The organism is Salinicoccus siamensis (assembly GCF_055391965.1).
Genome location: NZ_AP043765.1, coordinates 1,682,812 through 1,698,251 on the forward strand (window position 1 = coordinate 1,682,812; position 15,440 = coordinate 1,698,251).

At 34.8% G+C, this 15,440-nt stretch carries 14 protein-coding genes; all 14 read right to left on the reverse strand.

Annotation, left to right across the window (positions count from 1 at the left end):
* Nucleotides 1–133: 133 nt before the first annotated feature.
* Complete coding sequence (locus ACZ5LF_RS08675) at nt 134–1,246, reverse strand: hypothetical protein (RefSeq protein ID WP_380570582.1); 1,113 nt, start codon at nt 1,244–1,246, stop codon at nt 134–136.
* A 93-nt stretch (nt 1,247–1,339) separates the two neighbouring features.
* The gene (locus tag ACZ5LF_RS08680; protein ID WP_446692557.1) at nt 1,340–2,230 is read right to left on the reverse strand and encodes an IS30 family transposase; all 891 of its coding nucleotides are present in this window, start codon (nt 2,228–2,230) and stop codon (nt 1,340–1,342) included.
* A gap of 67 nt (nt 2,231–2,297) precedes the next feature.
* Complete coding sequence (locus ACZ5LF_RS08685; protein ID WP_380570583.1) at nt 2,298–3,602, reverse strand: lipopolysaccharide biosynthesis protein; 1,305 nt, start codon at nt 3,600–3,602, stop codon at nt 2,298–2,300.
* A 91-nt stretch (nt 3,603–3,693) separates the two neighbouring features.
* The gene (locus ACZ5LF_RS08690; protein WP_380570584.1) at nt 3,694–4,806 is read right to left on the reverse strand and encodes a glycosyltransferase family 4 protein; all 1,113 of its coding nucleotides are present in this window, start codon (nt 4,804–4,806) and stop codon (nt 3,694–3,696) included.
* A 53-nt stretch (nt 4,807–4,859) separates the two neighbouring features.
* On the reverse strand, nt 4,860–6,068 hold the full coding sequence (locus ACZ5LF_RS08695) for an O-antigen ligase family protein (RefSeq protein ID WP_380570585.1): 1,209 nt from the start codon (nt 6,066–6,068) through the stop codon (nt 4,860–4,862).
* A gap of 52 nt (nt 6,069–6,120) precedes the next feature.
* Nucleotides 6,121–7,032, reverse strand: a complete 912-nt coding sequence (locus ACZ5LF_RS08700) for a glycosyltransferase family 2 protein (RefSeq protein WP_380570586.1) — start codon at nt 7,030–7,032, stop codon at nt 6,121–6,123.
* A complete protein-coding gene (locus ACZ5LF_RS08705; protein ID WP_380570587.1) occupies nt 7,029–7,961 on the reverse strand; it encodes an ATP-grasp fold amidoligase family protein in 933 nt (310 codons plus the stop codon). The genes ACZ5LF_RS08700 and ACZ5LF_RS08705 overlap by 4 nt, the downstream gene beginning before the upstream one ends.
* Nucleotides 7,962–8,010: 49 nt before the next feature.
* Nucleotides 8,011–9,126: a glycosyltransferase family 1 protein gene (locus ACZ5LF_RS08710; protein WP_380570588.1), complete on the reverse strand. Its 1,116-nt coding sequence runs from the start codon at nt 9,124–9,126 to the stop codon at nt 8,011–8,013.
* Between the two features lie 48 nt (nt 9,127–9,174).
* Nucleotides 9,175–10,074 carry an ATP-grasp fold amidoligase family protein gene (locus ACZ5LF_RS08715; RefSeq protein WP_380570589.1) on the reverse strand — a complete coding sequence of 300 codons (900 nt, stop codon included), beginning with the start codon at nt 10,072–10,074 and terminating at the stop codon, nt 9,175–9,177.
* Between the two features lie 9 nt (nt 10,075–10,083).
* Complete coding sequence (locus ACZ5LF_RS08720; protein ID WP_380570590.1) at nt 10,084–11,172, reverse strand: glycosyltransferase family 4 protein; 1,089 nt, start codon at nt 11,170–11,172, stop codon at nt 10,084–10,086.
* Between the two features lie 163 nt (nt 11,173–11,335).
* Nucleotides 11,336–13,138 (reverse strand): polysaccharide biosynthesis protein, encoded by a 1,803-nt coding sequence (locus ACZ5LF_RS08725; RefSeq protein WP_380570591.1) that lies wholly within the window; start codon nt 13,136–13,138, stop codon nt 11,336–11,338.
* 23 nt (nt 13,139–13,161) lie between these two features.
* A complete protein-coding gene (locus tag ACZ5LF_RS08730) occupies nt 13,162–13,956 on the reverse strand; it encodes a tyrosine-protein phosphatase (RefSeq protein WP_380570592.1) in 795 nt (264 codons plus the stop codon).
* Between the two features lie 2 nt (nt 13,957–13,958).
* A complete protein-coding gene (locus tag ACZ5LF_RS08735; RefSeq protein WP_380570593.1) occupies nt 13,959–14,666 on the reverse strand; it encodes a CpsD/CapB family tyrosine-protein kinase in 708 nt (235 codons plus the stop codon).
* A gap of 2 nt (nt 14,667–14,668) precedes the next feature.
* Complete coding sequence (locus ACZ5LF_RS08740) at nt 14,669–15,355, reverse strand: YveK family protein (RefSeq protein WP_380570594.1); 687 nt, start codon at nt 15,353–15,355, stop codon at nt 14,669–14,671.
* Nucleotides 15,356–15,440: the final 85 nt, after the last annotated feature.

Sequence of the window (15,440 nt, forward strand, 5' to 3'; positions counted from 1 at the left end):
TTCCTATTATATCCACTTCCAAAGTTATCCTGCTATTTTACTTATAAGCTATAAATACTAACTCAAATCAGTACTAAAATAAAAAAATTCCTTGATTTTATCTAATATTGTTAATATCTATTTATTATTAAGATTAATAAATATTTTCCTTACTCTCTAAGTAACTTAAAACTTTGAATATTTTCATGTAATATTTTTCATTAAGCTGTTGACCACCATTCATTTTTTTGTCTAATGCTATTCTTTCCAACAAGAACATAATAAAATATTGCTCCCTTTTGTCTATACAGAAATCTAAATCAAATATCTGAAAAGTCTTCTCCAAATTTTTATCATACTCACCATTTAAATATTTCATTAAATAGATAGGGTTTTTTCTATTAAACTCTACAAACAATATATTCATAAAGTCATAAAAAAATATATATTCATCAGAATATTCAAAATCTATATAATAGGTTTTATCAGAAGTTTTAAGTATATTAAAAAAGCACATGTCCCCTAATAGTAATGTTTGTGGAAATGTAATATCGAACATATTACTTTTTTTAAAGTGACTAACCAATTTATCATATAGTAGTATATTATTATTTTCTTCATAAAACGATGTCAATAAATTTTCAACTTTAATTTTCTTAAGATTACTTTTATCTAGTGATATAAAATAATTATTGTAATTAGTAAAAAACTCTTTAATGATATAATTTTTTTCTACTTCACTTACACTATTAAAACTTTCAAAATCTATTAATTTTTCTTTGTATGTTTTAGTACTATCATCAAAATCAAATATAGTTGAATTTATATAATTACTGAAAGAGTTATGCGCGACTTTAATCCGTTCGTACTTTTCTTTTTCACTAATAATATTTAAAATAATTTTATCTTTAAAATTGAATATCTTTTTATCACCTTGTCTAGTTAACATAATCAAGGACCCACAAAAATGTTCATTACAACTTTCAAGTTTGCTCACTTTAATCTTATTCGGTATAAAAATAAAGTTTATAATTTTTTTTAGGATATATTTTACCTGGTATTTTCCTTCTAATCCATCGGATAAATGTGAATTATTTAACCCTAAGAATCCCCTTGCATCTATAGAGTCTAAATAACAAATATTTTTCCCTTCAACTGTTAATGTATATTTACCTGCAACTAAATATTTTTGGAATGAAAAAAGATTTTTCTTTAAAACATTAATTCTTTTTCTTTTTGCATAAATATATTTTATAATAATGTTCACCGACTTTTCCTAATAGATTTTTAACCTATATAGATAAAATAATTATTTCTCAACGTCCTAAGCAATTATATACATATCGCTTGTCAAAATAAGCTAGACAGTTCTCCATCCCCCATGCAACTCAAAAACACTTCCAACGGCGTACGCCTGATCGACCGTATTAAAATCCATATCTTTAGGCAGTCCACCCCTCCTGAGCAGACCGTTGGAATGTTCATTCAATACCCGTTGGGACGGTGTCCCCGGGTTGGCAAAGTAGATGGATAGATCATTCCGGTTGCTCATTGACCGCCAGTTGGAAAATTCCTTACCACAGTCGAAGGTGATCGACTTGAATAGGTTTCTGGGCACCTGATGACACCACGTGTTGATGGCGGTTTCGATATCCTTGGCCGTCCGCCCTTCAGGCTTCCATGTGATGATGACTTTCGATAGCCGTTCGACCAGCGTGATGACGGCGCTTTTATGTCGCACACCGATAATGGTGTCGCCCTTCAGATGGCCGAATTCTTTATTAAACCCCGGGTAGCCAGTTGTTCTTTCGGAAATATTGGGTCTGAACGCCTGACGGCCCCGGCGTTCCTGGTGGCCATTCGGTTTTCGCTTACCCTGCATCGGTAATTTGCCCGCCTCAAAGGTGTCCCGTTGGAACATGCGATACAGTGTGCGGTCGGAACAGTCAATCGATATTTCCTGCCGACCGACAATCACATCCGGTGTCCAGCCTTGCGCCACCTGCTTTTCAACATGTTTCTGCTGATTGGTCGGTAGGACAATCCGTTTTCTACCACACCGGCTTTTGTTTTCCTTATAGCGCCGATAATACTCCAGCGCAGTGTGCCCGCCCTTGAGATATGCGATGACATTATGAGCCGTCTGCCGGGCACGCCCAATCCGTTTCGCAATCTGTGAAGTCGGGGGCTCTTGATGGAAATAGACTTCTATGATTACTAGCTCGTCCGTGGTAATATTGGTTTCGGTCATGCGTGATCACTCCTATGATTTTCTTTGGTCGGAAAACTCATTTTGAGTGTATCACGCGTGACCCTTTTTAGGTGTCTAGCTTAATTTTACAATCGGCGATATTTTTAGTTTCTATTTCTTTGTTAATTAATTTTTGCGCAATTATATAAATAACAAATGACATTACAGATTTAACAATTGCATATAGAAATATTGCTAAATAAGAATTGAAGTTGAATATTAATGAAATAGTAAATACTATTAATATGAGAATAATTTGGATAACATTCAAAACTAGGCTAAGCCTTTGCTTTTCATAAATTTCATAAACTCTACTTATTGGTGAAAAAACTAAACTAAATAAAAGCATTATAGCAATTATCCTGGCATACACACCTGCTTCTTCCCACGCCCTCCCAAAAATCAGGCCAAAAAGAAATGGTCCGAAAATCACTAAAATAAGAAAGGGAATAAGACCTAAAACAAGCAATTTGCCTATTAACTTATTTGATAAATTTCTAAGTCTTTTAGGATTGGTTTTAGCTATACTGGCTGCTTCAGCGTAAAAAACATTCCCGACTGAATTACCTAGTAAGTTTAAAGGCATCTTGACAATAGTAAAAGCTAAACCATACAAACCGGAAACTGTTAATCCAAAAAATAATGTTATAAAGATAATCGGTAATCTATCGCTTAACATACGTATAAAATAGACAGGAACATTATACATAGGAAAACCTTTATATCTTTTCATGGCTTTTATTATTTCTTTAATTTCTATATTATTAAAGAGGATCTTTCTTCTAGGCACTAATTGTTTTGACAATCTGAGAACACCAGAGCTTTGGTTAATAATACTTCCTAATAGTAATCCTAAAGGGCCCAAGTTTAGTAAACCAAAGACAATTTTAAAAGTATTCCCCCACACGCTTTGAGTAATCGTAGTTGCAGAAATTAATTTAAAATTTTTATACCTAAAAGCCCATTGTTTAAAAATGCTAAACAAACCAACCATAAAAATTCCAACTGGAATTAAAAAACCATAATTATATAAAAACTCACCAAATAAGGATGTCATCCGCAAAAAAAATATAACAAACATCGCTAGAGTAGAATAACTGATTAATGCTAAAATCGATAAGGCTAATACATTTGTAGCAATATGTTCGTTTTCTGATATAGGAATTGCTTTTTCATACATTAATGCTCCTATTGAAAACAAGCTTAATATTGCAATATATACTGTTAATACACCATAGTCTTCTGGCGAATAAATTCTTGTAATCACTGGTGATAGAGCTGCCGTTAATAGTTGTGCAGAAGCAGTCCCACTAGCTATTATCATGATATTTTTTGCAAAATTACTTTTAAATACCTTTTTAAAGATGTCCACTTTACTTCACCTATAATTTAAATCGAGATAGAGTATATCCATAAATAATTATTAATTCTTTCATATATAGCATTTCAGTTTTAGACTTTCTTTATACAAAGCCCTGGAATATCTTATGCCATTTCTCTTCCCATAGTGTTTTATTAAAAGCATGTGAAACTGTACTATATGCATTAGTAGATAATCTATTTCGTAATTTTTTATCCTCCACTAATTTTACTATAGATTCATAGAGATCTGTTTCATTGGGTTTTATCAAAAGTCCATTATAATTATCTAAAATAATATTTGTCATTCCGCCAACATTTGTGGCTATAACTGCACAATTCGATGCCATTGCTTCTAGTAAGGATAGAGAAGTGCCTTCTGAACCAATAGTAGGTACTAAAGCTATATCATGGTCTTGATGTATTTCCAGACTTTGACTCTGATTGTATTTCATAAATTCTACACGAGGTTGATTTTTAAAGCTATTTTTTAAAAAGTCCAATTCAGGACCTTCTCCAGCAATTGTTACCTTAATATTATCGTAATTATTGAGAAGATGAGGAATCGTCTTTGCTATGAGACTAGTTCCACGCCTTTCAACAAGTCTACGGGCAAAAATTATTTTTAATACTTTTTCTTCTTTAACTTTACAAACAGGGATATCTGTACAGTTAGGAATTACATGAAAATCTACATCTTCATAGGCAACCTGTGACCTGTACCAATTAATAAAGTTATGATCTACACAAACTATTTTACTTACTTTTTGGATTCTTTTTATGAGTCTATTTGCTTTAATAGCTTTTTTAAATAAATAGATTCTATTAAGTGTGGAAGAATAATTTTCATGACTTTTAACATCCCAATGAATACCGTGTTGGATAGCAATAGATCTTTGAATATTATTAGCGACCACCATGGATTCACAAGCAAAAATTAATATGTCATTCTTTTGATCAAAATATTCAATACAACTATTAAAAAGTTTCTTTTTCTTATTACTTTCTTTTTTTATTCCATTTACATTAACTCCGATAACTTCAATGCCATTTATTATTTTTTTGAAATCCTTTTTAGCATATTGGTATACACGAACAGCTCTATCTTGTTCTAAACATAATTTTGATAACATACTAATGTATGTCTGAATACCCCCAATTGTAATTTCTTCTCCATCGTCACTTAAAAATTTTCGATATATAATATTTATATGCATACATTTCACCCTTTGGCTTCTTTGTCTTAACCGCTTATAACTAATTCCTTCAATCAATTCCTTCGTTTTGCTATAACATGTGCTATAACAAGACCAAATAATAACCAAAAAGATTCTCGTGACCACACGTTTGCAGAAAATAATAACCTAGGAATACCAATAGAACTCAATAAGATAATTAACATACTTATATTAAAATTATTAGTTTTCTTTTTATATAGCCATATAAAACCATATAAGATTGGACCCAAGACCACCGTTGTCAAAATAATCCCGCCTTCGTACAGCAGTTGTAGTAACAAGTTATGTGGGTAACCCCCATATTTTATCTCAAAACTTCCAATCCCATGGCCTATAATTGGTGATTGTTTTATCCCCTCCACTGCAAGGCCATAAATATATTCTCTATTATTCAAGGCATCACCTTCTAAACTTTTTGAATAAGTTTTATCGATGATATTTAATGAAAATCCATAATTATGTGTAAAGTGATAGAGGGAGCGAATGAAATTATTGAAATCAACTATTAAATATAGTATCCCAATTAACAATATATAAATTATCCATTTGTTTACTTTGTGATGACCTTTTTTATAACGATTTGTTATTAGTAATACAATTAGAAACGCAATCGCAAGTAAAGCACCTCTAGATCCATCAGTAACCACGAGCCAAAGCAGATATATATTAAATGCACATCCTATAAGGATAATAAGGTTAGATTCTTTCAAATAATAAATAAGGAAAATAATAGTCGCACATATACTTGGTAGAAAGGCATAAGAATAACTCATTGATATAGTACCACTCGTAGTTCTAGCACTGTTAATGAGCGTATTAAGATCAATGATGCCAATAATAGATAAAATAATAATATATATTAAAGTATGTTTAATAGATAGAGACTTTAATGAAACTAATATTGAAAAAAATCCATAGTACAAAAAACTTAGTACTGTAGCTTTAACTACCCCATCGTAACTGGCTGAAATATAGGACACTAAAAAGAAAATAAATATAACCATACTACACAGCACTAACATTATTGGCACTTCATATTTCCTGCTTCTAATCAAGGAAATTGCATAAATTAATATAGTTAATACACCAAATAACAGACCAGGTGATTGTATTGAAGCAAAACTTGAAAATATTAAATTTAAGTATGGAATAGTTAAAACTAAAGCTAGCAAAAAACTGTTAAGTTTTATATTATTTGGTACACTGTCTTTTTTTTGTTTACCATGGCTTATATTTTTCATAACTGTTTCATCCTATTACACTTCAATAATTTCATCTTATAGAACTATTGAATTAGTTTATTATCAACTTATTTTTAAACTTGGAAAAAATATATGAAAAAGTAGATTTAACTAATATCCATATACCAAATACTCCCGCATTTGCATTTCTATATTCTTCAATAAAGGTTTTTAGTTGGCCTTTTCGAAGATATTTAAATATCAATTGTAGTTTATTTGTAATTACAATCTCTCGTTGTTTTTTTGGACTATATTTAGTAATAAGGGGTTTCATTTTTATTAAATAATGGTTCCTATAATCTTTCGCTCTTTGTAGATTTTCAGGGCTATTTCTAAACATAAGATTTCTGATAAAACCTATATTTTCTACGACATGAATTTTATATTCGGAGGCTACCCTAGCAGTAAACTCCCAGTCTTGATGCCTTTTAAATGATTCATCAAATCCATTTACTCTTTCATACGCTTCTCTTCTAATTAATAATGAAGAACTACCTATTGTAACTTTATGTAGAAGTATATCGTATAATAAAGAACCACTTTTCTTTTTTCTAACTGTTTCAATATGCTTGCCATTCAAGAAAACTTTGTGTGAACAATATGACATTCCCCATGAGTGATCTAATCTCTCTAAGACTTCTGTTTGCTTTGTTATATTATTTTTTAAATAAGTGTCATCATCATCTAAGAAACCGATATACTCGCCTTTTGAATGTTTCACACCTGAATTCCGGGCGACAGCTCCATTGAAATTCTCTGTGTGTTTTATATATTTCACTCTATTATTTTCTTTAAATATTTGCATATAGTTTTGTGTCTTAATTTGATTGTCTGTGCATTGTCCATTATCATCTACTACTACAACTTCGATATTTTCGTAATCTTGGTTCAATACACTATCAACTGCTCTTATTAGATAATCTCCCCCGCCGTATGTCGGAATCACAATAGAAACTAACTTCATAATATCGACCTCTCGTAATTATTATCGGGCAATTCAAGATATTCTCCAAATATATAGTCGTACTTGACCGGTTCGAAAGGTTGTGTACCACTAAAGTGGAAGAATGTCATTTCTCCAAAAATAACTTGACCTCTTTCTGAGTAGAAATCAATTCTTACTTGAGGAAATCCTACAGCCAAGCTCCTTGCTATCCTTAACATTTCTTCCAAATTTTCTGGTTTCTCTATAATCTCATCACTAATAGGGTAATGTTGCTTTACTGGTATTTCATCCCATTCACAAGTGTAGAAATTAAACTTTGTTTCTTCGCCCCTATCCGTCGCAACAAATAAGAAACGCGGTATTCCATTAAAACAAAAAATTTTAAAATCTTTAGGGGGTTTATTATCTTCTGTTTCTATAAACTTTTCACAGACAATTCTAGGTTTCGCATTTCTATAAACCCACTCACCGTTTAAAAAGTAATAGTTAACTTTCATCCATCTATCTAATTTTTTTTTAGCGCTCTTCCAATTGAAATCATCTTTATTGGTACATATTATATTCATCCCTGAGCCATGAGAAGCTTTAAGAACAAATTTTTCAGGCAGTTGATTAAAATCAATCTCTGAAGTTTTATCATATACACCATAAATTGTATTTAAAATAGCTCCTTCTCCTTTTTTTTCTACGTAATCTCTAACTGCATATTTGTCAGCGCACTGAGTAGCATTCTCATCTCTCCAATGTAATTTTAACCATACAATTTTTTCATTAAAAGATTTGGGATTTTTCAAGTTTGGAATATATCCTACATTCTTGATAAACTTTTTTACTAATGGCCTACGTTTATTGAATCGAAAATGAAATCTATTTATAAGCATTTTCATTCTGAAGTACACATAAATTACAAAATCACTCTTTTTAATAATGCTTTTTAGTACTTTCACTTGAACCCCTCACATTACTTTATTTCATCATAATCTTGCTATCTTTGTTTTAATCTCTATAACTTAAATAAAAATTTTGATACCATTTAGCTACTGACTTTATATCATACCCCGCCTCAATAATTTCACTATGTTTACTTTCCCTTTTATAACTTCTTAAGGTCTCTCTTATCTTCTCTGACCAAAATATAGCGTTCTTTTCAAGGGATACATAGGTAACTAAGTCTGTTATTTTCACTTCCTTAGTTATTTTATTTGAAACAATACAAGGTAAACCTGCTGCTTGTGCTTCTAAGACTACGCCAGGAAGACCCTCATAAAAAGATGGGAACAAAAGTAAGTCTATAGCTTGAAGAAGTTCGTGGACGTCGTCTCGCACCCCTGTGAATATAACTTGTTTACTTAAGCCTAAACTATTAACTTTAGTTAAAATATCACTTTTTAATTCGCCGTCCCCTACCAAAACCAGCATTGTATTAGGTTCCTGTTTATTTAACTCATGAAAAACATCTATAACTAAATCATGATTCTTTTGCTTCGTAAATCGTCCAATGTGTCCTATAAGAAAATTTCCATTGGCCTTCAATTCTTGACGCTTATTTTCTCTTATTTCTTGATCATATTTATACTTTTCAGTTTTGATAGCATTTGGTAAGATTTCAACCGCGCCACTACGCACCTTATTACTTCCAAATGCACTATCTCCTGCTATTTTTGAGACTGCAAATTTATGGGTCACATAAAAACGAGAGAACCTTTTGAATAACTCCTTTGTAGCATTTTTGAAGTTAAACTCTGTTCTACTGCCACATCTTGAATGAGCAATTCTAACTGGTATATCATACTTTTTTGCATATCTCTGATATATAAATGCCGTACTGAGTATATGTCCATGAACGACCTTATAGCTCGAATGCTTTTTGAAAAAATTATTTATTGCTTTGAAATAAGAATATATTGTTGTGATATCAAACCTTGGCACTCTATAAATTCTACCACCCATATCATTTATCTCATCTTCAAAAAAACCCTTCTTGTTAGTATGAACTAGAAAATCAAATTGAATTTTAGTTCTATCAATTTCTCGGTATATATCCATTATCCTACTTTCGGCGCCTCCAGAATCTAACCCTCCAAAAACATGCAAAATTCTAAATGGTTGCATCTTAAAACTCCTCTAATATTGATTCATAAAATTCTTTACACTTTTCATTTAAGACTTTAATAGCGGTACCTTAAATTTCTCACCTAAAATGTAATCAAACTCATCCGGCTCAAATTCAACATAGCCACTCCCATGAAAAAAAGTCATCTCCCCGAAATATATTTTTCCTTCTATATTGTATAAATCAATCCTCACATGTGGGAAGTCTTTTGACAGAGCTTCTGCAATTTCAATCATTTTTTCATAATTAATTGGCTTGATGATACTATCGGTTGTTTTTTTTAGTCCTTTACGACCGTAAGGCAGTTTCTCAAATTTTTCATTATAAATTCCGAATCTTAATCCCCCATCAAAAGATCTGTCTGTATTGACAAAAACATAGGCCACTTTCCCCTCAAAACAAACAAATTTATAGTCAACCATATTCCCATTATCATCTTTAGGAAGATATTCTTCGCAAATAATGCGTGGCATAATATTATAGTAAGGCCACTCTCTTCCAGCCTTACTAGTTCTTTTGAATAACCAACTGTTGAGAGTTTTCTTTACACTATCCAGGTCGAGCTTTGATTTATCTTCACAAATTATGTTCGTTTGGCTACCGTTTGTGGTTTTAAGAACAAAGCTATTAGGAAAAGTATCAAAATCTATTTCTTCAACTTTTTCGTAAACACCATAAAGTGGAACAAGGATTTCTTTATATCCTTTTGACACTATGTATTCTCTAACCTGATATTTATCAGCACTTTTAGTCATTCTCGAATCTCTATAATAGAGTTTATACCATTGTAATTTCTCAGTGAATCTTCGTGGATTAATCAGATCTAGCTTCCTTCCAGTAGCAATTTTATATTGCAACTTTATCATCTGCTTATCAGGGATGAATTCTGTAACTTTCAGTAAACTTAACCTAAGTTCTTGATTGGGGATCAGACTTTTATAATTCATTATTACACCTCATATATTCATGATTTCTTCATAATAAGCCTCGATAACGATGTCCCTGTCAAACTCTTTCTTGACTTTTTCACGTGCCATAAGGCCCATCTGCTTCTTTTGATTATGACTATGTTCTAAGAACCTTTCTATTTTCTCTGCTAAATCTTTACTGTTATTTGTCTTAACTATATACCCATTAACCCCATCTTCAACAATTTCTCGGCACCCACTTCTATCTGTTGTAATGATTGGACGTCCACTTGCTGCACTTTCAAGTAGTACATTTGACATACCCTCTGGATAATAAGTAGGGTGAATTGTACAATGGGTAGTAGTTAGTATTGCTCTTACATCACTTACCATCCCATGATAAGTGATGATCCCTCTTTTTTCCAATTCTGTAAGTTTATTCTCATAATTCTCTTCACAAAATCCACAGACATGAAACTTTGTCATTGGATATTTAGCAGTTATCTCTTCAGCGACCTCTAAATACTCATCGATTCCTTTTTCTCTCATAATTCGTGAAATAAATACAAATTCAATTTTCTTTTCTTCAGGATACTCAATGTATGAAAAATAATCTGTATTAACTCCCGATCCCGGAATAAGCCTACGTCTTCTGCTCCCTATATTTTTCTTTTCAAATAAATTTTTATTTTCTTTATTTTGGAACATTATACAATTACTTTTCTTTAATGAAACTCTATGTAAGAGTAACATTATTTTTTGCATAAAACTTTTTTTCTCCACAGCGCTTCCTAAACCTGTAATATTGGGAAGATGAGGCGTATTTAGCATTCTACAGGCAAGGCCTCCATATATATTTGGTTTTACAGTATATGTAATTACAACATCTGGCCCAATATTTTTTATGATTTTGAAATATTCAATAAGCAACTTCAAATCTTTAATGGGATTAGTCCCTCTACGATCTAGAGGAAGATTTATACAATGACACCCCATATTTCTAAGTAGTTCTACTTTTTCTCCATAAGGTTGCACAACATATACTTGAAAGTTTTTGTCGATTAATTTTTGTATAATTTCTCTTCGGAAATTATACGTATAAGCATGATGATTGGAAAGAATCACTATTTTTTTCATTTGCCCCTCCGTGAGTTTTAGTAATCTGTGAGAATTGACAGTGTAGGGTTTCTATAGATTAGAAAGCTGTTTTTATAAAAGTTTAGTATAGCGTTAAAAAGGATTCTTTACGGAAGATGAAATGCAAGAAGTTTTTTACATAGAAGCCCAAGTAATGTAGAATTTATAATTTTTTATTTGCAAATTTTAGTAATAATTCTTTTATGCTAACTTCGTTTTCAAATCTTGCTATGGTTTCTTCAATTACTGAAATAGAATATGCGGTTGTTTTGCCTCTGTGAATTTTCGTATATACCTGTTCTGTCTGGATCTCATGCTCATCTAAGAGCTCTTCATATAATTTCTCGCCAGGTCTGATTCCACTAAATTTTATTCCAATTTCATCTTCTTTATAACCACTCAGTTTAATCATATTTCTAGCTAAATCTACTATTTTTACTGGATCTCCCATATCGAGAACGAAAACTTCACCACCTTCAGCTATTGCACCTGCTTGAATAACCAACCTTGACGCTTCGGGAATTGTCATAAAATATCTAGTCATACGTTCATCTGTGACTGTAACTGGTCCACCTGATTCAATCTGTTTCTTGAATTTAGGAATAACTGACCCCCGACTTCCTAAAACATTACCAAATCGAACCGCGACTAAGGTAGTGTCCATTGTTTCCTTATTTAATGCTTGTACTATCATTTCAGCAATTCTTTTTGTAGCTCCCATCACGTTCGGCGGATTAACCGCTTTATCAGTAGAAATCATTACAAATTTTTTACACTTATAATGACATGCTGCTTCAGCAGCATTCTTGGTTCCTATAATATTATTCTTGATTGCTTCTTTGGGATTAGCTTCCATTAAGGGGACATGTTTATGTGCTGCAGCATGATATACGATATCTGGTGTATACTCTTTAAATAGCTCAAACATCCTTTTCCGATCTTGCACATCGGCAATTATAGGAATATATTCAATACCATTATTTAGGGACAACATTTCTTCTAGAATATTATAGATGCTATTCTCTCCATGCCCTATTAAAACTATCTTCTTGGGGAGAAATTTCGTAATCTGTCTGACAATCTCAGAACCGATACTCCCCCCTGCACCGGTAACTAGTACTACCCGATTTCTAACTTGTTCTTCAATCCCTTTGAAGTCTAATTCTACTGGTTCCCGTCCGAGTAAATCTTCTACTTCAACTTTTTTCAGCTCATTCACTTCAATTCGACCTGCCATTACATCATCAATATTAGGCATTGTCAGCACCTCGACACTTTCACTGTTGGCAATGTCGTGAATGATATTGAGCTCTGATTTGCTTAATGACGGAATGGCGATTACAACTTTTCGAATATCATATTTTTTTATAAGCTTTTCAATGTCATCGCGCTTGCCTTCGACTTTTACTCCCCCAGCAAGTTCCATTCTTTGCTTAGTAGAATCATCATCTACTGCTACCACTGGCAGCATGTTCATCGCAGGGGTATCCAACATCTGCTTAATCAGTATTGAACCACCCTTTCCAGCTCCTACTACTAAAGTGCGGAGTTTTTCCTGGTCTGATGATTGTTTTCCAACTAAGTGATGACGTGCAACGCGCCACGAAAGGCGTGAGCCTCCTATAAGAATGAGGTGCATCATCCAAGTAATGATCATCAACCTTGTAAATGTGGTCTGGAACAACAAGATGTTCAATATGTATGTGGTAATAATCGATGCGGTAACCGCTTGGGCTATGGACATCAATTCCCTGACGCTCGCATACTCCCAGGCTCTATGATACAAGTTGAATACATAGGCAAATACATGATGACTGATCAAGAGGATGATTGAAGTAGTAATAAGAACCGGCATCGTATACTGAAGGAAGAAAGGTGCCAGTATGTAATAACCTATAAATACTGAAAATGTCACAATCAGTGAGTCAATGATAAGGAGGAGTATGTACCGTTCTTTTGCTCCCATAAATCAACACGCTTCTTTCTCAATTAAAATAGTCCTAAGAATTTCTTCTTTCTTCTTTTCTTACTGCTTTTATAATGGGTCTCTATCTTAGATGGCCGCTTCACCTTCACTTCTTTTCCAAGAAGCACGGCTTCTGCATTCTGCTTCAAGTCTTCCACATAAATGGATCCAAGTTCCTGTTCCACCACATCGTATGCTTCCTTCAACATGAAAGGTCGTAGTTCGGCATGGTGGGCATCACTCGCAATGATATGGACGAGGTGGGCTTCAATCATCTTGAGGCTCGTCTCTTTAAGGTTCTCTCCAAGCTCTCCAGCTACGGATCCTGCAGTGACCTGCGCCACTGCACCCTTCTCCACATATTCGTACAGCTTATCCGGGTCCTTGATGATCGGCTTGCACCGTTCCGGATGCGCAATAAGCGGAGTATACCCACTCATCTGCATGTCGTAGAACATCGGACACACGTAACTCGGTATTTCATTAAAAGAAAACTCAACCAGCACATACTGCGATTGGTTGAGTGGGATGCTTGTCTCGGACTTCAACTCTTCGCCGAAGTTCCCATTGATTCTCGTTTCCTGACCGGGATGTACGTTGATGTCCAATTGATGTTGTAGAATGATCTGGTTGAGTTCGTCCATTTTTTCTAAAATCTTACTTCCAGGGTTAACGAAATCCCCGCTGTAATGGTGCGGGGTCGCAATGATATCCGTTATGCCATTGTCGATTGCCTGTTTGAGGAGCAACACTGCCTCCTCTTCTGTCTGTGGACCATCATCCACGCCGATGAGTACATGGTTATGGATATCTATCATAATTATTCGCTCCCGTAGTAGTAATAATAGTCGTCCTTCTTCGTGTTCATCTTCTTATTGTTCATGACGACGCCGAGAATATTCGCATCGGCCTTCTTCAACAGATCCTTTGCTTCCAGCAGTCTGTCCCGGTTGTTTGCTGCAACGTTGGTGACAAGCACTGTGCCATCTGTAATCTTGCTCAGTACTTGGGCATCGGTCACCGCAAGCAGCGGTGGCGAGTCGATGATGACCATGTCGTAATGCATGGAGAATGTCTTCAGCAGATGGACCATCTTCTTTGAAGAGAGCAATTCTGATGGATTTGGAGGAATCGGCCCGGAAGTGATGAGGTCGAGGTTTTCAATTTCGGTTTCCCTGACGATGTTCTCCACCGGTACATCATTGACGATTGCGGTGGACATGCCGCGCTGGTTCGTCATCTCGAATGTATAGTGCATCGTTGGGCGGCGCAGGTCTGCATCAATCAGTACGGTACGCTTGCCGGACTGTGCATAGGCGACCGCAAGGTTTGCTGCGGTTGTGGACTTGCCGGCGGCCGGGGTTGCCGAGGTGACGAGGACCGTCTTGATTTCAGTATCGATGTTCGAGTACATAATGTTCGTCCGGACAGTACGGAACTGTTCACTGACCGGGGATTTCGGCTGCTTCTCCACGATAAGTTGTGTTGGCCCGGATACATAGTTGCGGGATTTGTTTTTACCAAACATGTCTAGTTTCCTTTCTGACTATCGAATTTAGCGATCGTACCGAGTACCGGCAGTTCCAGTTGCTTCTGTATTTCTTCATCTGTCGTAATCCGCTTGTCAAGAAATGCCCTGAGGAATGCGATACCGAGCCCAAGAAGTCCACCGAGGATCATCCCGATGGCGATGTTGATGAGCGGCTGCGGCGATACAGGTGATGGCTCATCACCGACATCTGCCGGTGCGAGGATGGAGACGTTGTCGACGTTCATCACTTCCTGCACACGCTCTTGGAAGACTGTGCCGATTTCGTTCGCGATGGTTTCCGCATCCTGCGAGTTTTCATTGGTGACCGTGACGGTCACGACCTGCGACTGGTCCTGGTTGTTTACCGTAATCTGGTTGGCGAGTGCCGCTGTATCCTGTTCCAGATCAAGGTTGCTTACGACATCATCAAGCACTGTCGGACTCTTGATGATGTCCCTATATGTATTGATCAGCTGAAGGCTGGCCTGTATATCCTGATTGTTGACGGCTTCTGATTCCTGAGATTGGCTGACGAGGATCTGTGTGTTGGCTTCATATTGCGGGGTCATGAGAAATGCGGTGGCGAATGCAGCGGCTGCACCAAAGAGCAGTACAAGGGCGATGATCAGCGCCAGGTTCTTCTTGATCACTTCAAGAATGTCTTCCAAATTCAATGTTTCTTCCATGTTGGCCTCCATATTTATATGTAGAAATGATATATATGTTTACAGTTTATTACCATATCATATTAGTGGGGATTTTTACATGAGA